Annotated in this window: 18 protein-coding genes; 10 read left to right on the forward strand and 8 right to left on the reverse strand. The window is 46.1% G+C overall.

Features of this window, described 5'->3' with window-relative positions; all coding sequences use genetic code 11:
* Positions 1-2 precede the first annotated feature (2 nt).
* The 3 genes from QL234_RS11770 to QL234_RS11780 form a co-directional block, all read right to left on the reverse strand.
* Positions 3-446, reverse strand: a complete 444-nt coding sequence (locus tag QL234_RS11770) for a CopD family protein (RefSeq protein WP_281558034.1) — start codon at positions 444-446, stop codon at positions 3-5.
* Positions 447-537: 91 nt separating this feature from the next.
* A complete protein-coding gene (locus QL234_RS11775) occupies positions 538-1062 on the reverse strand; it encodes an N-acetyltransferase (RefSeq protein ID WP_281558035.1) in 525 nt (174 codons plus the stop codon).
* Between the two features lie 31 nt (positions 1063-1093).
* A complete protein-coding gene (locus QL234_RS11780; protein WP_281558036.1) occupies positions 1094-1693 on the reverse strand; it encodes a DUF998 domain-containing protein in 600 nt (199 codons plus the stop codon).
* A gap of 415 nt (positions 1694-2108) precedes the next feature.
* Between QL234_RS11780 and QL234_RS11785 the strand changes: the two genes are divergently transcribed.
* Positions 2109-2960 (forward strand): GNAT family N-acetyltransferase, encoded by an 852-nt coding sequence (locus QL234_RS11785; RefSeq protein ID WP_281558037.1) that lies wholly within the window; start codon positions 2109-2111, stop codon positions 2958-2960.
* 690 nt (positions 2961-3650) lie between these two features.
* On the opposite strand, the gene QL234_RS11790 is transcribed toward QL234_RS11785, so the two are convergent.
* The gene (locus QL234_RS11790; protein ID WP_281558038.1) at positions 3651-3935 is read right to left on the reverse strand and encodes a SymE family type I addiction module toxin; all 285 of its coding nucleotides are present in this window, start codon (positions 3933-3935) and stop codon (positions 3651-3653) included.
* Positions 3936-4379: 444 nt separating this feature from the next.
* On the reverse strand, positions 4380-6545 hold the full coding sequence (locus tag QL234_RS11795; RefSeq protein WP_281558039.1) for a hypothetical protein: 2166 nt from the start codon (positions 6543-6545) through the stop codon (positions 4380-4382).
* A gap of 241 nt (positions 6546-6786) precedes the next feature.
* Here QL234_RS11795 and QL234_RS11800 point away from each other — a divergent pair, with 241 nt between their 5' ends.
* Entirely contained in the window at positions 6787-7344 is a 558-nt protein-coding gene (locus QL234_RS11800; protein WP_281558040.1) for an ECF-type sigma factor, read from the forward strand.
* 66 nt (positions 7345-7410) lie between these two features.
* Positions 7411-9708: a serine/threonine-protein kinase gene (locus QL234_RS11805; RefSeq protein ID WP_281558041.1), complete on the forward strand. Its 2298-nt coding sequence runs from the start codon at positions 7411-7413 to the stop codon at positions 9706-9708.
* A 176-nt stretch (positions 9709-9884) separates the two neighbouring features.
* On the opposite strand, the gene QL234_RS11810 is transcribed toward QL234_RS11805, so the two are convergent.
* A complete protein-coding gene (locus QL234_RS11810; RefSeq protein WP_281558042.1) occupies positions 9885-11684 on the reverse strand; it encodes a cytochrome c peroxidase in 1800 nt (599 codons plus the stop codon).
* Between the two features lie 862 nt (positions 11685-12546).
* Between QL234_RS11810 and QL234_RS11815 the strand changes: the two genes are divergently transcribed.
* Entirely contained in the window at positions 12547-12855 is a 309-nt protein-coding gene (locus QL234_RS11815) for a hypothetical protein (protein WP_044835609.1), read from the forward strand.
* Between the two features lie 214 nt (positions 12856-13069).
* On the opposite strand, the gene QL234_RS11820 is transcribed toward QL234_RS11815, so the two are convergent.
* The gene (locus QL234_RS11820; RefSeq protein ID WP_281558043.1) at positions 13070-13729 is read right to left on the reverse strand and encodes an NAD(P)H-dependent oxidoreductase; all 660 of its coding nucleotides are present in this window, start codon (positions 13727-13729) and stop codon (positions 13070-13072) included.
* Between the two features lie 118 nt (positions 13730-13847).
* Here QL234_RS11820 and QL234_RS11825 point away from each other — a divergent pair, with 118 nt between their 5' ends.
* Positions 13848-14732: a LysR family transcriptional regulator gene (locus QL234_RS11825; RefSeq protein WP_281558044.1), complete on the forward strand. Its 885-nt coding sequence runs from the start codon at positions 13848-13850 to the stop codon at positions 14730-14732.
* 51 nt (positions 14733-14783) lie between these two features.
* Here QL234_RS11825 and soxR read toward each other — a convergent pair whose 3' ends face one another.
* Positions 14784-15239: a redox-sensitive transcriptional activator SoxR gene (gene soxR / locus QL234_RS11830; protein WP_281558045.1), complete on the reverse strand. Its 456-nt coding sequence runs from the start codon at positions 15237-15239 to the stop codon at positions 14784-14786.
* A gap of 105 nt (positions 15240-15344) precedes the next feature.
* On the opposite strand from soxR, the gene QL234_RS11835 reads away from it, so the two are divergent.
* The 5 genes from QL234_RS11835 to QL234_RS11855 all read left to right on the forward strand — a co-directional run bounded on the left by QL234_RS11835 (position 15345) and on the right by QL234_RS11855 (position 23621).
* Entirely contained in the window at positions 15345-16436 is a 1092-nt protein-coding gene (locus QL234_RS11835; protein ID WP_281558046.1) for an efflux RND transporter periplasmic adaptor subunit, read from the forward strand.
* On the forward strand, positions 16433-19543 hold the full coding sequence (locus tag QL234_RS11840) for an efflux RND transporter permease subunit (protein ID WP_281558047.1): 3111 nt from the start codon (positions 16433-16435) through the stop codon (positions 19541-19543). Before QL234_RS11835 ends, QL234_RS11840 begins: the two co-directional genes overlap by 4 nt.
* Positions 19544-19782: 239 nt before the next feature.
* A complete protein-coding gene (locus tag QL234_RS11845; protein WP_281558048.1) occupies positions 19783-21681 on the forward strand; it encodes a TonB-dependent receptor plug domain-containing protein in 1899 nt (632 codons plus the stop codon).
* 190 nt (positions 21682-21871) lie between these two features.
* A complete protein-coding gene (locus tag QL234_RS11850) occupies positions 21872-22783 on the forward strand; it encodes a permease (protein ID WP_281558049.1) in 912 nt (303 codons plus the stop codon).
* An 88-nt stretch (positions 22784-22871) separates the two neighbouring features.
* Entirely contained in the window at positions 22872-23621 is a 750-nt protein-coding gene (locus tag QL234_RS11855; RefSeq protein WP_281558050.1) for a DsbC family protein, read from the forward strand.
* Positions 23622-23871: the final 250 nt, after the last annotated feature.

Here is a 23871-nt window from a genome sequence, read left to right on the forward strand (position 1 = left end):
ATTTAAGCCAGCCAACCGGCTCTGAAGGAAACCCCCGCAAGGACAAACAGCACCGAAAAAAGGGTTACCGGGATAATATGCAGCGCCATATCAACCAGGTTGTCTTCAGAGAGTTTCGGAATCACCCTGAACCTGGCGTCCAACGCGAACATTACCGTCAGGGCCAGCAAGCTTAATTTGGCGGCAATGCCATGGGCTACCGGATTAGACATATCAAACCATAAACCGACATCGGGCAGCAGGTGATGCGCCAGCATCAGGCCTGTTACTACCTGGATGACCAGCGCCGGCATGCCGATTTTTTCATAGGCGGACTCAAAGTCTAACAGTCGCTCCGGCGAGCGCTGCTTGAGTACTTTTGGCAAGATCACCATGGATAGCACAATATGACCCCCGGTCCAGATTGTGGCCGCCAGCAAGTGTAGCGCAAGTAATAAGCCGTACATTAGTTAAACCTCCGTGAGTCTTGTTTGTTGTGTAAATGCCGGCAGATATGCCTGACTGTTTTTATGTGCCTGTTGTCGGCAGCGGGCTGCGTTACCAAAACTGTGCCGGACTGAGTGATCTTGCACATTGAACTTTACCTTTAATATTTTTTAGTGCATCTTTTTTTAATTCCAGCGCCATCCAGGCTTGGGGATACGCCAACTCATAAGCCGGACTGATGCCGTGCCCTGCTGTAAAACCGACCCGAGAATAATATTTAGGATCTCCGAGCACCAACACAAAGCAGGCATGGCGCGCTTTGAGGGTTTCAAGCCCCTTATGAATAAGCGCCGTGCCGATGCCACGCCCCTGGTGATTACTTTGCACTGCAAGCGGGGCGAGTATATAGCCCTGTCCTATATCTGTTCCTTCAACGGATGCCGATGAAAAAAGAATATGGCCGATAATTTCCCCGTCTTGCTCCGCAACTAAAGAAAGTAGGGGTAAGGCGGTATTATCCTCAAGCAGATCAAGCGTCAGTTGGGCGACGGCCTCAGCTTCATCTTTTTCAAATGTATCCCGATGAAGCTGGAAAATGTCTTGCTTATCCTGCTCGGTCGATACTCTTATATTCATGGATTTTCCTATAGACAGTCACTGCCGGTTTTTATTGCGCCACTAATATGGATAAGCCAGACAACCAGAAAAGTTGTACACCATACCCTAGTCTTTGATGGGTGCCGGGATTACTCTGTTTTTTAATTGCTTTTGCCAGGGTAACGGTGAAATAGACAGATAAAAGAAAACAGGCCAGGGAAAAGAGTTTGAAATAGAGAGTAAAGCTTGATTCGAACAGGGCTAAAATCGGCGCAATGTAGAGCGACAATAACATGATAAAACCTGCCCAAGAATGTATTTTACACGCCGTTGTTGGATTTTTGGTGTAGGGATCGGCGTCCATAGGAAAAAAACCGGCGACTAAGGTCCCTAAACCATGGACAATCACCAGTCCCCCTATCGCCATCAGCAATATCGAATGCGTAGCCGATGCAATCAAGTAGTAACCAAAAAGACAAAATAAAACACCCAGGGGATAATTATTGATGAGTGGTGAAAATTTTTCTGTGGGGCTGCCGACTGCGCCCAGTTCGCTGCAAAACTGTTTGGCATGGTTATAACCCTGGTAACGCTTTGCGGCAATAAAGACACCGAACACTATCCAGACGGATGCCAGCAGGCCGCAGTAAGCATAAAAACTTTCAGTCATAGAGAACTCCTTTTTCAAAACCAGTAGCGCACTAAGCAAACAAGGTTGTCCTGGCTTGGTTAAGCTTTGATTATACTCAATTATCTGGGGGATTTAAGCAAACTTTTACCAAGGAAAATATTACAGTTAAATAGTTGCCTATCACCTTACCGGAGCCGTCAAAAAGTACATAAGCAAGCGCAAGACGGTAATCCCCCAAAAAAATAATTGAAGCTAAAAGTAGAATTGTCTCGTAATCTAAACGCAGGACCTCTTTAATCGCCGGCTGTAGGATGATCTTGTTATTACACTCAGTTTTATCTCCTGCTATAGTAACTGCTACAAAATGCAGGCCTGCCTGGACTGATTTCGAGGTTGAAACACTTTGGCTGACGGTATTTTATTAAGGGCACTTCAATTATTCATCGCGAGGTAAATGATGACGGACACAACACTATCTATTCGTACAATGAACGCTGAAGAATTAGGTCTGGCAATCAATTGGGCTGAACGAGAAGGCTGGAACCCTGGCCGCTACGATGCTGCCCTATTTCACCAGGCTGATCCCAGTGGCTTTTTCGTTGGCGAAGTTGGTGGTCAAGCAGTCGCTGTGGGTAGCGCCACTGTGTATGATGAACACTTTGCTTTTTGTGGCTTGTATATTGTAGCGCCCGAGTATCGCGGCAAGGGTTATGGGTTAGCTCTCACACAACACCGTTTAGCCTATTGTGGTGACCGGAACGTCGGCATTGATGGCGTGTTAGAGAATGTCAAAATTTATCAGCGTATAGGTTATGTACCCTATTATGAAAATCGCCGTTATAAGTTGATTGCAGCCAATAAAAAATTTAATTCCGCAGCGATCAAACCTGTGAATCGTGAAGACTTGGCACAGCTTTTAGCCTATGACCGTCAGTGCTTTCCTGCCCCTAGAGAACTTTTCCTGAAAGAGTGGCTTGAACAAGCCGAAGGAATGTCTTTGGTATACCGTGTTGATGATGTTCTTCAAGGATATATTGTCAGGCGGCGTTGTGTTGAAGGCTACAAAATTGGTCCTCTATTTGCGGACAACGCCGATGTGGCAGAGCAGTTGTTAAACGCTGTGCAAACCGATATTGAAGGAGAGACCGTGCTGCTAGATGTGCCCGAAATTAATAAAGATGCGGTGACTTTAGCGGAGTGTGCAGGCATGAAGGTTATTTTCGCTACTGCACGAATGTACCAAAAGGGTTTACCTGATATCGCCAATGATAAAGTATTCGGTATTACCACCTTTGAATTAGGTTAGGGGTTTGAAGTCCAGCAGTACGAAAGTTTCGCTAAGGCTGAAGCGCCTTAAAATCAAGCGCCTCAGTCTACGGCCTGCAAAGCTGAACAGCTAAAAATCATATCCCCAAAAACTAGGCCGACGATATAATTAATTTTAGGCTGTCCAGTTTTTAGTATTAAATAATCAATCGATTAATGATAAAAGTCATTTAAAAGTAGTACGACAGCCAGAGCAATAGCGCAGGCAGGATCTATGGAAAATTGCAGCCAAAAGAGCAAAGGCGACATGCCTCTCTTGCTTCTTCACCTGTGCCATGCTCGTATTGATAAGTTAGGTATTCACAATCAGGCGCAGAATGGTCAACGGAACTCACGGCTAAACCAAAACCTGCCCCCAAAGCCAATAAAACTTTGTTGGCAGTATTTTTTTCATCCTAAATATCCGTTCAGTTATTATTATTCGTTTAAGAGTATTGACGATTATTCGGAGCTTACTTTAATAGTAATCGCATTGAAGTGGCCAACTGGTTTTGGCCACACATCAGTCCAAGTTTACGTGGTCAAGCATAAATGGGGTTAAGTAACTTTTTTGGCTGGTTTGTCCGGCATCAGCCAGCAATATTCATCAGCCTTATCCCGAATGATAAAACTGCTGTACCAGCTTTAAGGCACAGCAGTTTAGTTTGTGGCTTTTTAATAAAGCCCTGATTTAGTTTTCAGCCGACAGCTTTGCCTCCTCCTGCTTAGGTGTGATGACCAGCTCTGCCTGATTGACAGCAATACTGATCTTTTGCCCGACCGGGAAACCGGCCAACCGCAGCCATTTTCCCCTGAGTATCACACAGGGCTCAAGCTTGACCGGCACATAGTTAATGCCTATGCCGCGGGTTTTTGTTGCCGTGTTGCAAACCGTCTCTTGTACGGTAAGTTGCCGATAAATGGGATATTTTACTTTTGCCGAGGCTGGCTCTGGCGTATGATGACATTTAGCCATGACTTACTCCGCTGAGTTCGTTGTGGTTAGCGACCTCTGAGTGTCCTACCACTCAGGGGTTGCGACTTAAGTTACTACTTTTGCTTGGTAGTAACGCCTGTTATTGCCGCTGTTCATTGGAAGAACTGCTGCAATAAATGCTCTCTTTTAAGACTGGGATAGCATTATTAAGGAAAGACCAATTCAGGAGGAAATCAATAGTGAATTGGTCTTTTTTTGAGGATAAATTTGAACCGTTGTTTTCCGTGCAAACCCTGTTAAAAAGGAGATTAGTCGTCCTGCCATTCTTATTACCGGGAGCCGTTCCCAGGCAGTTGAATAGCAGCAAACTTAATCACTGCTCCACGGTGAAAAAAGTTGCCCCAACATGCTAAAAAAGCCGGTCAGCGCTTAACTGACCGGCATTACAGCCAAGGCTGTGTTTTTTGCAATACAACTCGCGGTTTAGAACATACAAAATTTCTTAGACGGAATAGGGAATTTAACCTTAATGCCTAACAAACTAAATGATTTATTCATGCCAGGTGTTGAAAAGCAACCATTTGCATCCAGGTTACCGGTTATGGTGTCCAAATGATCTGTTTTACAGGTTTTCTTGCCTTTACCGGCAACCTTTACTTTCGCACAGAACTCCACTTTTAGCTGGGTTTCGTGTTTTGCGGCAGCATTGCTACCATTAACTTCGCCACGGTATTTACCGTCACCGTATATTTTAAAGGTTTTCCATTTGATGAGGCCGCCGCCGCCGAGCGATAAGTTTCCGGTGCTTAAGCCGTTTTTAGCTATGTAGCTACTAAACTTTTGTGCGAAATGTGTCCCTGACGCATAGTTTAAGTCTCCCATAACAAACCTGTGTGCTTTGTTGCCATATTTCATCGCGGCATTTTTAACGGTTACCCCGGCCTCTTTTAATTCTACCGTGGCTTCTTCTACCCTGCCGTTAACTAAGGTTATTGTTTGATGTGCTTCTGACGATAAAGTATCGACGGCTGTTGCGCTGGTGTTGCCGATAACGTTAATGGCATTTCCGGCAACATTGACTATGCCGGAAACGGGGATCCATGAGTTATCAACGGCCTGACACAAATCAAAAGAGGCACTGCCCAGGTTGTGGCCTGCGATGTTCACGTTAATACCGGTGTCTATGGTGGTGTTACAAGAGTGCTCACTCGCTTCCAGTGTAAAGCCAATATCAGCGCCTTTGTAACCAAAGTGGCCATCCATGGTAAAACCGTCTTTTACACCCGGTGTCTTGTAGTTCATGCTTTGTGAACCTTTTAAGAGAAAACCGTGGTGGGAAAGATCTGCTTTAAAGAAACTGTCGTAGCTGGAAAGGCCGTTGTCGTCGATATCCATATGACCGTAGATCTGCACGTCAGGTGTTTGAAGGCCTTTGAGCAGTTTTTTTATCCAGTTCCCGGCAATGCCGCCTTCAAGTGGATCCAGGCTATTTGCCCAAAATGAGAATGATTTTTTGGCGGTGTTAAAATTAACTGAGCCTTTTCCCAGGTTCATTGAAAAGCCAATGCCTGAGACATCGCCCAGATCTACTGCCAAGGTGCCGTTACCGGCAAGCTGGGTATCTGAAGCCAGCTCTGTCAGTTTCTTGGACACTTTGTCGTTAAAACCTTGCCCGCCGCCCAGGCCATCGTTGTTTTGGTCAAAGTCAACGTTGAACAAGCCATCGACAGAAATGGGGTACGGGGTAAATTTAACCTTACCGCCAAGAACTAAATGTCCGTCTTGATTGAATTTTTCCGAATCAAAGTTATCGCTGACTTCCCAGTGCTGACCGTTGAACGTTGCCCCCTGCCAGCTGTTGCCATCCCATAAAGGATAATCGGCGTCAAATCCCAGGCGGCCGTGATAAGAAAGCCCTTGTGAGGTAAGCTGCACCGGGCTGGAACTTAATGCACCTTTGGTAAATAAGTTGGTTTCAAAATAGTAAAGCGGATCTTTCCAGTCTAAAACAAATTTAAAGCTGGCAGAGTTGCTACCAACCGAGGCTTCGATTGAGTCGGTTAATGCCATCTTACCGCCGTCGGTATAAGATAAATCGAAAAAGGCCATGATGCGGTTGTCGGGTAAGCCAACTTTAACCTTGGCGTAATCGTTTAAGATCGCGCCCTTGGCCACGGCAAAAGCAAAGCGGCTGCCGCTCATATTGTCGGTCAGCAAATTGGCGCCGTCGAAACCCAGGTTAGGAATCTCCCGTAATTCACCGAAGAATTCACCGTTGTCAGAGATAATGACCTGGTAGCTATTGACGGTAAACCCTATGATTCCTTCTAAATCTCCGGCAACCGGCGAAAACTGCACCGAACCTTCACACTGATAGTAGGCATTATGGCTGCTGTATTGATCTGAGATATCCACCCAGCCGTTGAAACAGGTAATATCTGCCTTAAAACTGTCGAGCTGGTAGCGCATGGTGTCGCCGGTTTGGCTCAGCGAGTTCGATGTCGCCGAGCTCAGGGTCTCAGACATCGCATTTTTTAAATCGGTTGACGGTAATTGATAGGCTGGAGCCGCAGCGGCTGAAAATGAGCCGGCTGCCAGAGACAGGGCAACAGCAGCTGGCAAAGGATGCCTACGAACAAGTTTATACATAGATATTTCCTTAATGTGTATTTATCTGAATCGTTCACCTGTTAAAGCGAAAGAACTTCAGAAATCCCCTCAAAAAAAATGAAAAAACTTTTCAGCCGGTGAAATTTTGCACTTTCGAGGGAGTTTCGCGTGATATGATGAAATTTAATCGGCTATTTGTTGTTCTTAATCGGTTTAGGCAATTTAATCGCTTATCTGGAACTGATATACTACCGCCCTGTTTAACGGAATATGTTTTTTTATGACCCAGGATGTCACTACCCTCATTACACAAACGCTCCACCACTGGCGATACGGCAATCAAGCCGCCAAACTGGAACTGGATGACTTAATCGTTCAAGAGTTGCACCGGCTGGCGCGGGCATATATGGCCAGGGAAAACACTTCCCATACGCTGCAGGCAACGGCGCTGGTTAATGAAGTCTTTTTGCGTCTGGCGCAAGTGGATGTCGATTGGCAAGATAAAAAGCACTTTATGGCCATTGCCGCGAAAACCATGCGCCGTATTCTGGTCGACCATGCCAAGCGGAAAAATGCCCAAAAGCGGGTGTCGCTGCAAGACCAGATGACTTTCGATGAAGATTCCCTGCCCCATCATCAGGCGACGGAAGAGCTGATAGTTCTGGATGACTTATTACATAAACTCACCGCTTTCGACGAGCGGGCGTGCAATATGCTGGAGCTGTCGATCTTTGGTGGCTTAACCCATCCCGAAGTGGCCGACGTGACCGGACTTTCATTATCGACAGTGGAAAGGGAAATCCGGGTGGCGCAGGCCTGGTTAAGGTGTCAGCACTAGTTACGCAGCGGTCTGGCACCTGGCGGCCAACCCCCTATCAACAATAAATAACAAGATTAACAATACATGGACAGTAATAACTGGAAAAAGATCAAGCAACACTTCGAGCAAATTATCGAATTGCCTTTGGTACAACAAATGTCAGCGCTGGATGCTCTGGATGAACCGCTACTGGTGAAATCTGAAGTGAAAAAGCTGCTGGATGCGGAGGCTGGACAAGGAGACCAGCCGGGTTTGCGCACCCTGGTACTCAAAAATGCCCATCAATTATTAAATAGCCAACTTGAGCTTGATGCCGGAGATCGTATCGGCCGTTATTTGATCACTGAGGTGATTGGTGAGGGCGGCATGGGGGTCGTGTATAAAGCCCGTCGTGACGATGAGCAGTTCGAGCATCAGGTGGCGATCAAGCTCTCGCGGCAAAAGCTGGCCTATTCCAATGTCTTACAACAGCAATACGAACAGAATATTCTGGCGCAACTTAAACATCCCCATATTGCCCACATTTATGATGCCGGCACTACCGCCGATGACCATGCATTCATTGTTATGGAGCTTATCGAGGGGGTTGATCTCATTACTTATGCCGATGAAAACCGTTTGTCGATCAGCAAGCGGATACAGTTGTTTATTAAGATCGCCAATACCATACAATATGCCCATCAAAAGGGGATTGTGCATCGCGATATTAAACCCCAGAATATATTGATCACCCGGGTAAATGACCAGGGAGAGCCGAAGATCATCGACTTTGGCATTGCCGGGCATTTTCAAACCTCTGACCCCGACGAAATAAAAAATGTGCATTCAGCCCAGAGTATCCTGGGTACCCCTGCCTATATGAGCCCGGAGCAATTGCAGGGGGATGAAAAGGCCGATGTCCGCTCAGATATTTATGCCCTGGGGTTGCTGCTGTGCGAGTTAATGACCGGCTCACAGCCCTTCGCCCGTGAAGGACTGACATTGGATGAATTGCTGCGGCAAAAACAAAGCGATATTTCCGTTTTTAGCGGGTTTGAGTTAACTCAGCAAGCCTTGCAAGTTATTGCGGATGAACGCCGGTTAACGGCAAAAAGGCTCAAAGGGCAATTGAACCACGAGTTTGAAGCCTTGATTCAAAAAGCTACCGCGCTTGAGCCGGATCTCAGGTATGCCTCCGTGGAAGCCTTTGTCGCTGATATCGAGCGATGGCAAAATAACTATCCTTTGTCGGCTGTTTCCGGTGACCGGCGTTACTTTTTTAAGAAATACCTGCAACGTAACCGCTGGGCTGTGGCTATTTCGCTGAGCGTTTTTTTGAGCCTGATATCGGCGGCGGCGATCAGCTCCTGGTCTTTATATAAAGAGTCGCAAGCGCTACAGCTGGCTGAAAATGAATTGGCAAAGAGTAATGCCATTAACCGCTTTATTACCGATATCTTAGCTTCTGCTGACCCGAGAAAAGGCAGCATGAACCTCAAGGTGGTCGATTTACTGGACCGCGCCGAAGAAAAGCTCGATGACTTTAATGATAATGAACAGGATATCAAGGCAAGCTTGTTATTTACCCTGGGGCGCTCCCGCTCCGGCCTGGGGCAACAGGAAAAAGCACTGGAAAACCTGAATCAGGCAATATCGATTAAATCGCAATATCTTGAAAGAAGTGATTTGGAAATGATCCGGCTTTATACCGAACTTGGTGAAGTAACCCGGCATTCAAATCAGGATAAAGCATTGGAACTTTATACTGAAAACTTGTCTATTGCTCAAATGCATTTAGGACCCAGGCACACTGAAACTTTGAGCCTGATGAATAATGTGGCTATCGGAAAATTTGTTAAAGGACGAAAAAATAAAGACAAGCCGTTGATGGAAAGCGCCATTAAAGAAATGAAAGAGCTGCTGGCGTTGAGAGAACAGGTATTGGGACTAAAGCATCCCGAGACCTCACATTCGCGCAATAACCTGGCCACTTTTTACCAGATGAAAGGTGATTATCAAAGCGGGTTGGCTTTACATTTAAAGAACTTAACCATCCAAAAAGAAGTGTTCGGCATCGAGAATTATTATACTTTGGGCACTATGCGTTCCATAGCGCTTGCTTATATGAGGAGTAATGCCTATGAGAAAGCAGAAAAGGTACTGAGACCATGCTTTGAAGGGTTTATGAAAATACAGGCTGCCGATGCCTATACCACCCTTGAGGCGGGTATCATGCTGATTGAATCTTTGTTGTTTTCTGGCAAAACAGAAGAAGCAAAGGGTTATGCTTTACGAATGAAAACAGTTTATTTGAATGGCAAACTTAAGCAAAGTAACATCTATATGGAGCAGATATCCATCGATTTTTTTGCGGAACTTTTTGGTACGCCGGTTGTGTCGTAAGGGCGATTACAAGCTGTTTTGGTACGAATATGAACTCAGGGTTTGAGGTTTTAGGCTCTATCAGCGCTAACAAGCTAACTTTCACTTTAAAACGGCTTATCCAGGACGGGACATAATGACAAAAAAGGCTTCAGCACAAAACTGAAGCCTTTTATTACAACAAAACAAGGTATCGCTTATAGCGGATTGCCATCCTTGTCTTCGGCATCAAGCTGATTGCCGTCCGGGCCGCCGTCTCTTGGCGGGATTAAGGCATTGATTTCATTGCTGCCGGCCATGGCGCTTTTATCTGTTAACGAGTGCAGGAAGGCGGCAAGGTAGGCAACTTCCTGTTCGGTAAAGTTCGGGGTCGGGGCATCTATGGTACCGTCGGTTTCCATTCTCGCCAGGATATACTCTTTACCTCCGCCGACTACGCTCTCACATTCTTCATCCGACAAGTGCTGGAACTGGGGCAGATCACAGGTTTCGTTATTTTCATAATAATCAAGTAGTGACTGGTGGGTATTAGAATAATGTTCAATCACCCGCTCCAGGGTAGGAAATACGCCTTTGTCGCCATAAGGGGCGGTAAGGCCAACATTTAGCAGGCTCGGCATTCTAAATTGCTCCTGGTTGTTGCCATCAGCCACGGCATTGGCGCCAATTTGCGGATAAAGCGGCGGACGGGTTCTGTCTGGGGTAAATAAGGCGCCGTCATGACAGTTGGAGCAGCCTGCGCCGGTATAGAAAAATAACGCGCCGCGTTTTTCATCTTCCGTTAAGCTGTCGCGGTCACCGCCAACATAATCGAAGAAAGGATTGTCGATAAATAAGAAGGAAGCTTCATAAGCAGCCAGCGCCCGGGCAGTACGCATAAAGGTAACGTCTTCGCTGCCATATACTTGATTAAACTCATCTTTCCAGTCGGTGGTGAGTTTAGTGGCGATATGGTTTCTATAAGACTGAGGGGAGTCAAAGCCTGTGGTATCGCCCATTTCTTCTGCCGCGGTAACCGGAAAATGTGCCTGGGCAATTAACAGCCTTAGCGGGTCGGCACTATCTACTTCTGCTGCCATGCTTCGGGTGACATCGCGTTCGGGGGTTCTGATCTCTTTGGTTGAAACCTGGCCAACAGGATCGGTGCGGAAATCTTCTAACACAATGCGCTGATCCCAAAACATACTGTGAACCCAAAGCGCCGAATTACAAATTTGCGGAGAATGACGACCTACCAAAGGTACGGTATTGCCATCGGCCCGGCCCGGGCCGAGCAGGTCCGGGTTGTCGGCATCAACCCCTATCGGTAATGACAAGCCGTCACTGCCACAGCCTATGGCCGGATGGTGACAGGAAGAACAGGCGGTGTCATTGTTCTGGCTTAAGGACTTACTGTGGAAAAGACGCATGCCGAGATCGACCAGGGCAGGATCTTCCTGACGCCTTAAGCGGGCGACAAAGGCCCTGATATCTTCAACGCTTTCTTTCAAGGTGAAAGCCTCTATCACTTGGTCTAAACAGCTATCCAGATTTTCTGCCGGTACATCGGCAATTGTCCTGACACCGCAAACATTTCGCAGGTTCAAATTTACCAGGGTGATCACCGAGCCGTTATTTAAGCCGTCGTTATCATTGCTGACCAGGGTTGTTGCCGTATCGCTGTTTGATGGCTCGCCCGGGGCGCTTTGCTCGTCGGTGGCGACGATGTAATAACTGTAGCTGCTATTGGCGTTTAACTCAGTATCGACAAAAGTAGTCTCTTGGGTGGTCGCGACTTGTTCGCCGTTTCTAAAAATCAGGTATTCCTTGACAGTGGCGCTGTCTTGCGGTGCTTGCCACGACAAGCTGATTTCACTGGCTGAAAGGGTGTTTACAATCAATTGTTGTGGCTGGATATCGGTTTCAGCATATGCCTCCTTGGCTGTTATCAGCAGAAAAAGCGATAAAAAACTGAGGGGGTAGAAGATATTGTTCCTGAGTTTTAAGTAAATATTCATAGGTTGCTTTCCTTAAATATATGGCGCTTGGCAAGGATGCCGAACGGCCTTATATGTGTTGATCTCTATCATGCAAAATCCCCAGGTTTTATTTGCTGGGTATTGTGATAGTAATTTTCATGAGGGGGCTAAAGTAAGGGTATCATTGAAATATGCAGTGAATATGCAGAAAGGGAATTTGTACAACTTTTCTTAAAAAAACTTATAAATCAGATGGATGTCTTGTATCTGAAAAGTGATAAAAAACGGGAGCCAGCTCCTGAAAGTTTCGGTTAACATGGCTGCATCTACCTCCCGAAATCTTGTCGTGCTCGCCGCCCAAATTAAGTGTTTAATAAAAAGCTCACATGCTATCAAATAATGGACGGATGCCTGCTTTAACTTCCCTGAATTGCTAAAAACTAATCTATTTATTTGAACTTTAGAGATTTTCTTCTACCTTTAAGAGAATTCTAAGGATTACGGCCAGCAGGCTGTAAATTTCTCTCCCAGCGAGCAGGGATATATCATGGATGAAGGTCACTCGCCACTATCACGGCGCCATTATATAAAAATGGTGATCGGGTGTTTTATTTATCATTCCCGTCAGTCAGTTACCCGCGCTACATATCGATTCCATCCCGGCAGCGAAACCGACTCTGTGTATCAATGCACGGGGCAAGCGCTGTTACCGGACAGTGGATAAGGGTAGGGACAACAGTTTACGCCCGGGATATCCCTTGTTGGTCTGCTACATAGCAGCCTGTGATGACAGTACGGGCAATACGTCGATAAAAATAAAGTTAAATGGCATGTCTTATCCGCCGGCAGTCATGCCGCAAGCAGTATAAGCCGGCGTTCAATCTAAATTAAGGTACATATTATGGCAACACAAGTAATGAAGTATCACGTGCTGATGTATGGCAGTCCCAACGGCTATCAAACAAATCGGGCGCAGATTGCATTGTATGACAGTAGTGGTAATACGGTAGCCTTTGTCAGGTTTAATGATCCTGAAATGAAGTTTGAGGAAGACTCGGAAAGCGGCGGCAGGATCAAAATGCATTTGCCTTCAAGCATGTTTGAAGGGGTTCTGGATGTCTTGCGTAATGAAAAACCGGTATATGTATACTATGCGCAGGGACGCGGATTCTTATCAACTTCTACCGAACCTGTGGGTGAAGGCGAATAATAACAATAAACCGCAGTTTTTATCGGGCATGGCAGTATATTAGCCTCTTCTCAGCTTGATGTGGCACGCTGCCCTGCCCTTGATAAAGCACAGTCATCTTATTGCGAGGCCTTAAGGCTGTAATGGATGACCGTGCTTTTATTTTTTACTGCAAAGACATTATCTTGAGATAAGGCAAAGCATTAATCTGCCTTTGCAGCTAATCACCTAAAGCTTAAGCAAGCTGTTTTACCAAATCGTCAATAGCGTGATATGCATCGTTAAGCGATTTTTGGTGTCGCTCATCGGCAAATTCCTGGTATTCAGATTTAATCTCATAAAAGGTTTCTACGCCCAAATATTTGCTTAACGTTTTAACATGCGGGCCTAAGTGGTTCATCTTTTCTCTGATCCCGCCTGCTTCAAAGCCGAACTCGCCGCTGGAAGAAATGAGAATGAGCTTTTTCCCCGACATCGTTGGTGATAACGGAAAGTCACCCCTGGCCAAATCAAAGGTAAAGGTTTTATTAATGCGCACCACCTGGTCGAACCAAGCTTTAAGTACCGCCGGCATACCGTAGTTATACATGGGAGCAGAGATCACTATGATGTCAGCCTGAGCCACTTCATCAATTAAGGTGTCGGATAAAACCAAAAGCGCTTTTTGTGCTGCACTGCGTTTTTCATCCGGGGTAAATACCGCAGCAATCCAATCCTGGCTGATAAACTCGGGCGGATTTAACCCTAAGTCTCTATAGATAACTTTATCTTCACTATTTAAGGTGAGCCAGTTATCGGTAAAGTGCGCTGCCAGGCTTTTAGAAATTGAGTTGTAATCTTGAACTTGGTTATCTGTTCTTCTTGCACTTGTGTCTATACGTAATACTGTTGCCATATTTATTCCAGCCGTTTGTTTGAATAATTCATGGCGTTATTGTGCTGCTGTCGCTTGTTGTTGACAAACGAGGAATACTAGCTTATAGATGAGAAAAACTTATCTATGGTGTTTAAAGGTGTATGCCCAACTCCCCCCGCTGAACAGCATCAGAGTGTTTGATGCTGCGGCAAGATCAGGAAGCTTTAAGAAAGCGGCTGAAGAACTTCATGTCACGCCGACGGCGGTTTCACATCAAATTAAAGCCCTTGAAGAAGCGCTTGGTACTCTATTGTTCGTGCGAAAAACCCGGGCGATTCAATTAACTCAAGACGGTAAACGATTAGCCGAAACGGCCTATAGTGTTTTACAGCAGCTGACTAATACCGTCAGTGAAATAGCAAGCACTAAAAACAGTATTACCGTCAGTACCACCTCTTCTTTTGCTGCCATGTGGTTAGTGCCGAATTTAAGCAAATTCAATCAATTGCACCCGAACATTGAGGTTGTCGTAAAAACAGGCGAGCAAGTTGATGACTTAGAAAAAGACAGAAGCATAGATGTTGCGATCAGATATGGTGTCTATGATGACACGCTAGAAAACGCAGCCAATCTGGTCACTGAAAGTATAGGCATGTATGCCACCCCAAGTTATGTTGAAAGTATTGCCGCCGGACAAATGGCAAACCTTTTAGAAGCAAGGTGGCAAAATGCCAATCTTCCCGAGTTCACCTGGCATGCTTTGCTTAAAGGCGCATCAAGGGATAAAAGTCGCTACCAGATATCGAAGTTCTCCCAGGAGCATCATATTATTCAGGCGGCCCTGGCAAGCCAGGGCATCGCCCTGGTGAGTTCGCTGCTTGTTAAAAATGCGCTGGCACAAGGCTGGTTAACACAATACAACTATGTGGAGCATACTCAAAAACCGGCAGGTTTAAGTTATTATTTATTGGTGCCTGAGCACAATATTCACAGTCATAGCATTGCAAAATTTAAGCAGTGGCTGTTACAGGCACTAAGTTAGTTGCCGGCTGCAAAGGCAATTTTTACCGGCAAGGATTTTTTACCATATAAATTAATCGGTTAATGGCTCGCCGTGATAAATATGCGGGCCGGGACTGTCCTTGCCCAAGATGTCGTCCGGGTTGGCAAGTTTGCAGTTTTTCATCGACAAACAGCCGCAGCCGATACAGGTATCCAGGTTGTCCCTAAGATCTGTCAGTTGGTTGATTCTGTCATTGAGTTGTTGCCGCCAGCTGGTGGACAATCTTTCCCAGTCTTTAACTGAAACCGTTTTATCATTCGGTATGGTACTTAACGCTTCCTTTATTTCCCTCAGTTGAATTCCTGCCTGCTGGGCAATGCGGATCACCGAGATTTTACGCAAAATATCACGATGAAACCTGCGGTGGTTGGCACTGTCCCGGTAAGAGGAAATAAGCCCTTTGCTCTCATAAAAGTGAATGGTTGATACTGCAACCCCGGCACGACTGGCGACTTCGCCTACCGAAAGTTCTTTTGTTAATGCCATAAAAATCTCAAAACAAATTTAAAATAAGTTATTGACCTCAAGTATAGTTGAGGTCATATGCTGTCGGCAACTTTTCAGGATTAACCCAGATTTACAGGTGAATATATGAAACTCAATCCTTTGCTGATCACTTCAGGCATCCTGGCCATAGGCCTGTCCAGCCTGTTCTATTTTAAGCATCATTTGGCCAACGCCGCTGACAACCAGGCAATGCCTGAGCCGGTGATGAGTATTAAAGCCACTTATCCCCAAGTGCAGCGCTATCAGCAAACCACAGGGTTGATAGGCCAGGCCCATGCCGTAGAACAAGCCAGTATCAAGAATGAGTTGGCGGGTAAAATCACCCGGCTTAATTTCCGCTCGGGTGACTTAGTCAGCCAGGGTCAGCTACTGGTGGAGCTCAGTCACAGCGAAGAAGATGCCTTGTTAAAAGCCGCGAAAGCCGATGCGGCATTAAATCGTCAAACCTTAGACCGCTATCTGGTGTTGCAGCAAAGTGGCCGCATCAGTGACGATAAGGTAGATCAGGCAAAATCACTGCTGGCTAAAGCCGAAGCTGAGATGGATCGTATCGCGGCCATCATAGATAAGAAAATTATCACCGCTCCTTTTTCCGGCTATGCCGGTATCCATGATCTGGTGATTGGCCAGTATCTTGACAGCAACAGCCAGATCACTGAGCTGATCGGCAATAATGACTTTATCTGGATTGACTTTAATGTGCCGCAAACCTACCCGGTACTGGCCTTAGGTGAAGCTGTGGATATTGCCGTTAAAGGCAGGGACGTACAAGCAGCGCAAGCGAGCATAGTTTCAATATCACCGGCATTAAATACTAATTCACGCCAGCTTAAATACCGGGCAAAAATAGCCAAGTCGGCCCTGACGTTAACTCCCAACCAATTGGTCAAAGTTAATTTTCCGGTAGGGCCTGCGCAAGATCTCACCCTGATCCCGCAGCTGGCGGTAAAAAGAGATCAACTCGGTGATTATGTGTTCGTGTTGAAAAAAGAAGGTGAGGCCTATCGCGCCCACCAGGTAAAAATAGATCTGGGTATCCGTTTTGCCGATCAAGTCAGCGTTAACTCGGGTATCGAGCCCGGTGTGTTAATTGCCTCAGAAGGGGCTTTTAAATTATGGCCTGGGGTGCAAACCCGGTTCAATTCACCTGCCCAAAACCAGGGAGAGTTGCTATGAACGACAAGTTTCAATTCCAAAAACAAGTGATGGACATCTTCGTGCAAAAGCCGGTGATCGCCATAGTGTTATCCATCTTTATTTGTCTGGCAGGTGTGCTTGCGGCGAATAAAATATCGGTATTGCAGTTTCCGCAAATAGAAAGTGCTTCACTGGAAATCAATACCAACTTCACCGGGGCATCCGCCGAAGTGGTGAAAGGTTTTGTCACCGATACCATAGAAAAAGCAGCGGCCTCGGTGCCCGGCGTTGAATTTGTTGACTCCAGCACCACCTCCGGCAACAGCACGGTAACTGCCTGGCTCGCGCTGAACGAAAACAGCACAGATGCCCTGGCCGAGCTCAATACCCGGCTAAGTCAGATACGTTTTGAATTACCCTCAGGTGCGGAAGATCCCGTGGTCTCGGTAAAGCGTACCGACCGGCCTTATGCGGTATTCTACCTGAACGTAGAAGCCCCCGGGGTGCCGCTGGAAAAACTCACCGATTATTTAAACCGCCAGGTCAATCCCATCATAGCGAATATTGATGGCGTGCAAAAAGCCGACATCGAAGGCAGCCGTATTCCGGCGATGCGGGTTTGGCTGGATCTCGATAAGATGAATATTTTCGGCTTGAGCGCCGATCAGGTTTACCAGGCACTTAGTGCCAATAACCGTATCTCTACTTTAGGTTATAGCGAAAACAGCCAGCAAAAAATTGATATTGTCGCTAATACCCAAATGTCTTCGGTTGAAGAGTTTAAGCGTTTGATCATTAAAAACGATCACCAGGGCATTATCTATCTCAGCGATATTGCCGATATTGCCTATGCCTCCGAGCAGGCGAATTCAACTGCCCGTTTCAATCAGGACGACACCGTTTATATTTCGGTATGGGGGCTGCCCGGCGCCAATGAAATCGCTATCGGGGATAAACTTTACCGGGTGATTGATGACATTAATGCCGCCAGTCAGGGAAAATTCCATATCAATGTGGCTTACGACGGCACCTTGTATATGCGTGATGCCCTCAAAGAAATCGTCACTACCCTGCTTGAAACCGTGGTCCTGGTGGGTTTAGTGGTGCTGTTATTAATGGGCTCATTTCGCACTGCATTAGTGCCGCTGGTCACTATTCCTATCTCTATTTTAGGGGCCATTGCCGTGATATGGCTGCTGGGCTTTTCCCTGAACCTGCTGACCGTACTGGCAATCGTGTTATCTGTGGGGCTGGTGGTGGACGATGCCATAGTGGTGGTGGAAAATGTTGCCCGCCATATGCGCAGCGGTATGCCGAGAATGCAGGCGGCCTTGATCAGTTCGCGGCAATTGCTGGTACCGGTCATTTCCATGACACTTACCCTGGCCATGGTCTATGCGCCGATAGGTTTTCTGTCCGGATTAACCGGGGTTTTATTCAAGGAATTTGCTTTTACCCTGGCCATTGCCGTGCTTATTTCCGGTGTGGTTGCGGTTACCTTGTCGCCGATCATGAGTGCCTATGTTTCCAGTGAAGGCGGTCAGGAAGGCGCTTTTACAAAAAAGGTAAATGGTCTTTTTGATAAAATACAATCCGGATACGCTAATGTGCTTAAACGCACCATGGAAAATCAATCTTCCATGTTGCTGATCGCCCTGGTGGTGACGGCCTTGATTGTGCCTTTTTATATGCAGTCGGCTAAAGAGCTGGCGCCGGTAGAAGATCAAAGCAGCATTACCCTGGTGGTGCAATCTCCGCCGGATACTTCGCTGGCCTACAATGAAAATCATATGCCCGGGATAGTCGATAACCTGATGTCCCTTGATGGCGCACGGCAAATGTGGCAAATATTACTGGCAAACGGCGGCTTCGGTGGGCTGGAACTGGAAAGTGCGCAGCAGCGGAGTTTAAGCACAGCCGAGGTATTGCCGGAAGTTTATGGCCGCCTTTCTGGGTCAACCGCCCTGGATGTCTTGCCGATATTGCCTTCGCCCTTGCCTACCGCCGGTCAATACGATATTGAGCTGGTGGTGAAGTCTTCGGCTCCTTTTAGCGAGATGAAACCCTATGCCGATCAATTGATCGCCGCGGCTTATCAGTCTGGCCTGTTTCTTTATGCCGATACCGATTTAAAAATCGATTTACCGCAAATTGACTTGCAACTTGACCGGGAAAAAATAGCCGATTTGGGCCTGGATATCAGCGTGGTGAGCGAGCAGTTGTCGACTTACCTATCCAGCAATTATGTCAACCGCTTCGATGATAACGGCAAAGCTTACCGGGTGATCCCTATGATCAACGGCGATATCAGCCGCTCGCCTGAAAAAATACTGGATTTAACCATTAAGGCGCCCTCGGGGGAATTAATTGCTATTGCCGACTTTACCGAGATTCGCTGGAAAACCGTCCCGAGAAAGCTGGGCTCCTTTAACCGCCTCAATGCTTTTCGCATCTATGGCGGGGTCTTGCCCGGGGTAACCAAAGAGCAGGCTTTAGCCCGGTTAGAGCAAAGTGCGCAGCAGATCTTACCGGCAAACTACAATCTGGACTATGCCGGTGAGTCCCGGCAAATCCGTAAAGAAGGCAGCAGCCTGATTGTGGTGATGGCCATTTCCCTGGTGATTGTTTTCCTTATCCTGGCGGTGCAGTTTAACAGTTTCAGGGATCCGCTGGTGATCTTGCTCGGCTGTGTGCCACTTGCCCTTGCCGGCGCATTATTACTGCCGTTTTTATCCCTGACGACAATCAATATCTATTCCCAGATAGGCTTAGTAACCCTGATCGGTTTAATCGCTAAAAACGGCATCTTAATCGTTGAGTTTGCCAACCATTTGCAGGAAAGCGGTCAGGAGAAGTTGGCTGCAGTGATAGAGGCGGCAACTACCCGGTTAAGACCGATATTAATGACTACTGCCGCTACCGTACTCGGCCACTTCCCGCTGGTACTGGTAACAGGCGCTGGCGCCGAGGCCCGCAACAGTATCGGGATTATCTTAGTGGCCGGCATGATTATAGGTACTTTGTTTACCTTATTTGTACTGCCGGTATTTTATGTCTGGCTTGCCACTAACCGCTCTGCAGGCTCGGCTGAAGTGCTGTATCCGCAAGCGATGGCAAGTGAGGTGAAGGCACAGGCATCAGCCTGATGACACTAACACACCGGGCAGCCAGCCTGCCCGGTGATAGATAATGCAATAATGCCGGTATTTTCTTCTATACTAGTGGCTACATTTTCTTGTATCAGCCCCGGACAAACGTCTTGATAAAGGCCTGTTTGATTGACCTGAGCGTTAAAGCAACACTGATCTCTGCTTGGCTGATTCTTTGTTCTGTCCCTGTATTTTCAGCCGATGTCGACTTGTATGATATGTCTTTAGAGCAGTTGATGTCGGTTAAAATAACCTCAGTATCTAAGCTTCCCCAGTCGTTCAATCAGGTACCGGCGACGGTTTATATCATAGAAAAAAATGAGTTCAAATCGCTTGGCATATCCTCTTTGTTAGAGTTACTGAATTTTGTTCCTTCGGTAGAATATGCCTATCCGCACTCCTGGTTACAGGGGGGATTACGCGGTTTTGCCGATAACTGGTCAAAAACCAAATTATTGATCGATGGCGAAGAGGTTAACCTGCTTTATACCGGGGAAGCATTTATCGGGCATCAATTCCCGTTGGAGCATATTGCAAGGGTGGAAGTGATCCCCGGGCCTTCCTCGGTTATTTATGGTGCCGATGCCTTTACAGGCATTATCAACCTTGTGACCCGTAAAGATGAACAAAACAGCTTGACCCTGGCGCTGGAACGGGGAGACGGGGACTATCAGGGCATACGGACGGCTTTGGCCGTCAGGAAAAGCAGCGATAAGCTTAGCTGGCGTTTTTTCTCTTATTATCAAGATCTTGATGATGTTGATTTTAGCCAGTTTGTTAAAACAAAAGATTTTAGCGAACAGCATCAAGTGTTGAGACAAACATTGTTAAATTCCGGTTTATATCCTTACCGGGATGAAAATTATGCTTATCATCTTGATGCGGGGATGACATATCGTCTTCGACCCGGGCAGGACTTTGATCTAAAGTTGTTAAAGTTGCTTGATCGGGACGGTGGCGGGCAGGAGTCTCCCGAAATCAGCTTCCGTGATTTTATGACCAGGCGTGAACAACTTAAATTAAGTGCCGGTTATGCTTATCAGCCGCCCGAGTCTGCCTGGCATTATCGTTTAAATGTACGTTTTCGGGAAGATGACGAGTTAAATGACTTTAATTTTCGTGAGCCTGTGGACGGCACCGTATCTCCGCTGTATAAGTTTGATATTACCGGCTCTAGTGAGTGGCAAGTAAATTGGAACGGTGGTTATCAAGGGGAAGGTTATCAATTGCTGGCCGGGGTGGGGTTTTTAAAACGTGATTTGCAGACTCCTGATTTTGAGTTGGAAGATTTCGCTGAGTTAACCCCTTTTCTTAGCCAGGAGAACAGTTATCTTTATGCACAAATACAGGGGCAAGTATTTTCAGCTACAGATCAGTTAACCCTGGGAGTGCGTAGTGACCATCATCAGTTATACAGCAGCCCGGCTATTTATCGGCTCGGCTACACCACACCTGTGTCGCCGTCGCTGAACCTTAAATTTATGTATGGCGAGGCATTTCGGGCGCCAACCTTGTTTGAACTGGAGATCAATGAAAACTTGAAGCCGTCCCTGATGGAAGCATGGGAAGTCTCCAGCATATATAGCCCAAATAATCGCAGCTGGTTGCAGTTTTCTTGGTTTCGAAATAATGCATCCGAGCTGATTGTTAACCGCCAGGTGGCGGACGATGATCCCGATACCGACTTGTTCAGTGCTTTTAATGAAGGGGCAACCCATGTCACCGGGGCGGAATTCCAGTACAAGCAGCAGTTAGCCAAGGGGTTGCTGGTTTTTTGGCTAAGCCATACCAGGCCGAAAAGCGGCACAGACATAGCCAAAAACAAACTGGGATTACGGCTCAGCTATGAGGTATTGCCAAATTTAACTTTAGGCTTATCCGCTAAATACACGGATGCGATTGAGACTCGCTATACAGATGAAGATTTAGCTGAGAGCACCCTTAAGGTATCGCAATACTTTTTAACCGACCTTAACCTCAGTTATCCCATAACCCCTAAGGGCAGCAGACTTTGGTTTAAGATCCGAAATTTAACCGATAAAGAAAATTACTCCGCTAATGTCCGGGGATTGGATCCCAAGCAATTCATAAGTCAAGGCCGGCACGGCGAACTTGGCTTACAGTGGTATTTTTAAGCGCTGTTTTGACCATATAGCAAACTTTGTCGGGTTCCCTCATTATTTCAAGGCTTTAGCGATTGATTTGATCTCGACAGTACTCACTGACAATTATTACATAATTCGATATTTCTAGAAATATATTGACGCAGATAATTCTTGCTTTATAATTCGAAAAATCTAGAAATATAGAGTTAATGGTTTTATTATGACGATCACACAACAAATGGTATTTGATACCTTAAACATGTTTGCCTTTTTGGCGGTTGAACTCACCCTGCTCTTTTTACTTATTAGTTATCTGGTAGGTGTGCTGCAGGTGTACATTCCGCCAAGCAAAATTCAAAGTATATTGAGTAGCAAAAAAGGCAAAGGTTATATCATTGCCGGCTTCTTGGGCGCCATTACGCCATTTTGCTCATGTTCAACCATTCCTTTTTTAAAAGGGCTGCTTAGGGCAAAGGCAGGCTTTGGCACTATGATGGTGTTTCTATTTGCCAGTCCGTTACTCAACCCCATTATTATCGGTTTATTTGCTGTTACTTTCGGGCTTAAGGTGACCTTGTTTTATTTTGCTATTGCCATGGGGGTGTCAATTATCGCCGGCATAACGTTGGAAAAATTGGGCTTTGAAAAACACATCAGGCCCGAAGCTTATATTACCCCGGAAAGTTCAGGATGTTCTTCAGGATGCTCCGGCGCTAAACCCGTCAATAAATGGAAAAAGATCTGGAATAGCACCTGGTCTGATTTTAAGAAAGTTTTGCCTTACTTAATCGGCGGTATTGCATTAGGTTCAATGATCTACGGCTTTATGCCGACAGAATTTGTCGCCAGCATTGCAAATGAAAATAATCCTTTTGCAGTGCCCGTGGCCGCTGTGATCGGTATTCCCTTGTATATCAGAGCTGAAGCCGTTATCCCGTTAAGTGCGGCCCTGGCTGCAAAAGGCATGGGACTTGGCGCCGTGATGGCGTTGATCATAGGCAGTGCCGGCGCTAGTCTGACGGAAGTTGTATTATTAAAATCTATCTTTAAAAACAAGATGATAATGGCTTTCTTAACGGTAATACTGTCTATGGCTGTCGCGGCCGGTTATCTGTATAGCTACCTTTTCTAATCGTTATTGAAGCGATACCTGTAAAAAGTTTCTGATTATATGATCAGAAACTTTTTAGTTTTATTTGATTAAGTTTGGAAGCAATAAAATGTATCAAGCAGTGCAGGCAGTATTTGTCCTGATTTTTTTATCCGGGCCAGCGATGTCTCAACAGCTGAACCCTGTTTTACAAGAGCCCGAGTTAAGCTTAATAAAAGCTAAATTAAATAAGATTGATGAAAACTGGCAAATAGCTTCTATCGAGAAAAGTCCGTTAACGGGGTTTTACCGGGCAAATATGAACGGCGGCAAAGTGATTTATTACTCAGATAGCACAGGTTATTTTTTCGAGGGGGATCTTTATAAAAGCTCGGCGACCGGGGCCGTAAATATTACCGACATTACCGCAAGGGCAAGAAGAAAGATGCTGATTTCAACAATAGATCTCAGCACGGCTATTGTTTACTCACCTCAAGGTCAAGTAAAAGCCGTTGTCTATGCCTTTATGGATGTCGACTGCGGCGCATGCAGAAACTTACACAAACAAACTGAGGCCATGAATGAACTCGGGATAGAAATCAGGTATTTGGCTTATCCCAGGGCGGGTTTAAATTCAGATACATACCACAAGATGACAACGGCCTGGTGTGCTGAAAATCGCAAGCAACGTATTGAAGATTTAATGATCAATATCCGCTCTCCCTATCAATCATGTAAGAACAGCCCCGTTGGTGAGCATTTTAAATTAGGCCAGTTAATGGGATTAATTGGCACACCTGGTATTGTTTTAATGGACGGTACATTATTGCACGGGTATAGAACTGCGAATCAGTTGGCCCAAGCATTAGCCATTTTTTGATAATTTGTTAATCAAATGCTTACTGGTATTGAACATCTACTGCTGGGGAGGTTTGGAATAAAAGTAAGGTTAAACAGCGAAGTTGGCCAATTGTTGTGAAAAATGTCGCTTTTGTCTTTTACTCAGTTAACCCGAGCTTAGGTTAACAGGCTTCTGGTGCTCACTGACAACTACCTGTATCAGGCAGTTGTCAGTTTAAGTTTATATTTGATATCAGTGCGACTTGGAGTTTCTCAACTTTCATCTAAAC

Source organism: Thalassomonas sp. RHCl1 (assembly GCF_947387555.1).
GTDB lineage: Bacteria > Pseudomonadota > Gammaproteobacteria > Enterobacterales > Alteromonadaceae > Thalassomonas.

Coding starts and splice junctions, on each gene's coding strand:
- QL234_RS11770 (WP_281558034.1), bottom strand. CDS start 446: ATGTACGGCTTATTACTTGCGCTACACTTGCTGGCGGCCACAATCTGG.
- QL234_RS11775 (WP_281558035.1), bottom strand. CDS start 1,062: ATGAATATAAGAGTATCGACCGAGCAGGATAAGCAAGACATTTTCCAG.
- QL234_RS11780 (WP_281558036.1), bottom strand. CDS start 1,693: ATGACTGAAAGTTTTTATGCTTACTGCGGCCTGCTGGCATCCGTCTGG.
- QL234_RS11785 (WP_281558037.1), top strand. CDS start 2,109: ATGATGACGGACACAACACTATCTATTCGTACAATGAACGCTGAAGAA.
- QL234_RS11790 (WP_281558038.1), bottom strand. CDS start 3,935: ATGGCTAAATGTCATCATACGCCAGAGCCAGCCTCGGCAAAAGTAAAA.
- QL234_RS11795 (WP_281558039.1), bottom strand. CDS start 6,545: ATGTATAAACTTGTTCGTAGGCATCCTTTGCCAGCTGCTGTTGCCCTG.
- QL234_RS11800 (WP_281558040.1), top strand. CDS start 6,787: ATGACCCAGGATGTCACTACCCTCATTACACAAACGCTCCACCACTGG.
- QL234_RS11805 (WP_281558041.1), top strand. CDS start 7,411: ATGGACAGTAATAACTGGAAAAAGATCAAGCAACACTTCGAGCAAATT.
- QL234_RS11810 (WP_281558042.1), bottom strand. CDS start 11,684: ATGAATATTTACTTAAAACTCAGGAACAATATCTTCTACCCCCTCAGT.
- QL234_RS11815 (WP_044835609.1), top strand. CDS start 12,547: ATGGCAACACAAGTAATGAAGTATCACGTGCTGATGTATGGCAGTCCC.
- QL234_RS11820 (WP_281558043.1), bottom strand. CDS start 13,729: ATGGCAACAGTATTACGTATAGACACAAGTGCAAGAAGAACAGATAAC.
- soxR (WP_281558045.1), bottom strand. CDS start 15,239: ATGGCATTAACAAAAGAACTTTCGGTAGGCGAAGTCGCCAGTCGTGCC.
- QL234_RS11835 (WP_281558046.1), top strand. CDS start 15,345: ATGAAACTCAATCCTTTGCTGATCACTTCAGGCATCCTGGCCATAGGC.
- QL234_RS11840 (WP_281558047.1), top strand. CDS start 16,433: ATGAACGACAAGTTTCAATTCCAAAAACAAGTGATGGACATCTTCGTG.
- QL234_RS11845 (WP_281558048.1), top strand. CDS start 19,783: ATGTCGGTTAAAATAACCTCAGTATCTAAGCTTCCCCAGTCGTTCAAT.
- QL234_RS11850 (WP_281558049.1), top strand. CDS start 21,872: ATGACGATCACACAACAAATGGTATTTGATACCTTAAACATGTTTGCC.
- QL234_RS11855 (WP_281558050.1), top strand. CDS start 22,872: ATGTATCAAGCAGTGCAGGCAGTATTTGTCCTGATTTTTTTATCCGGG.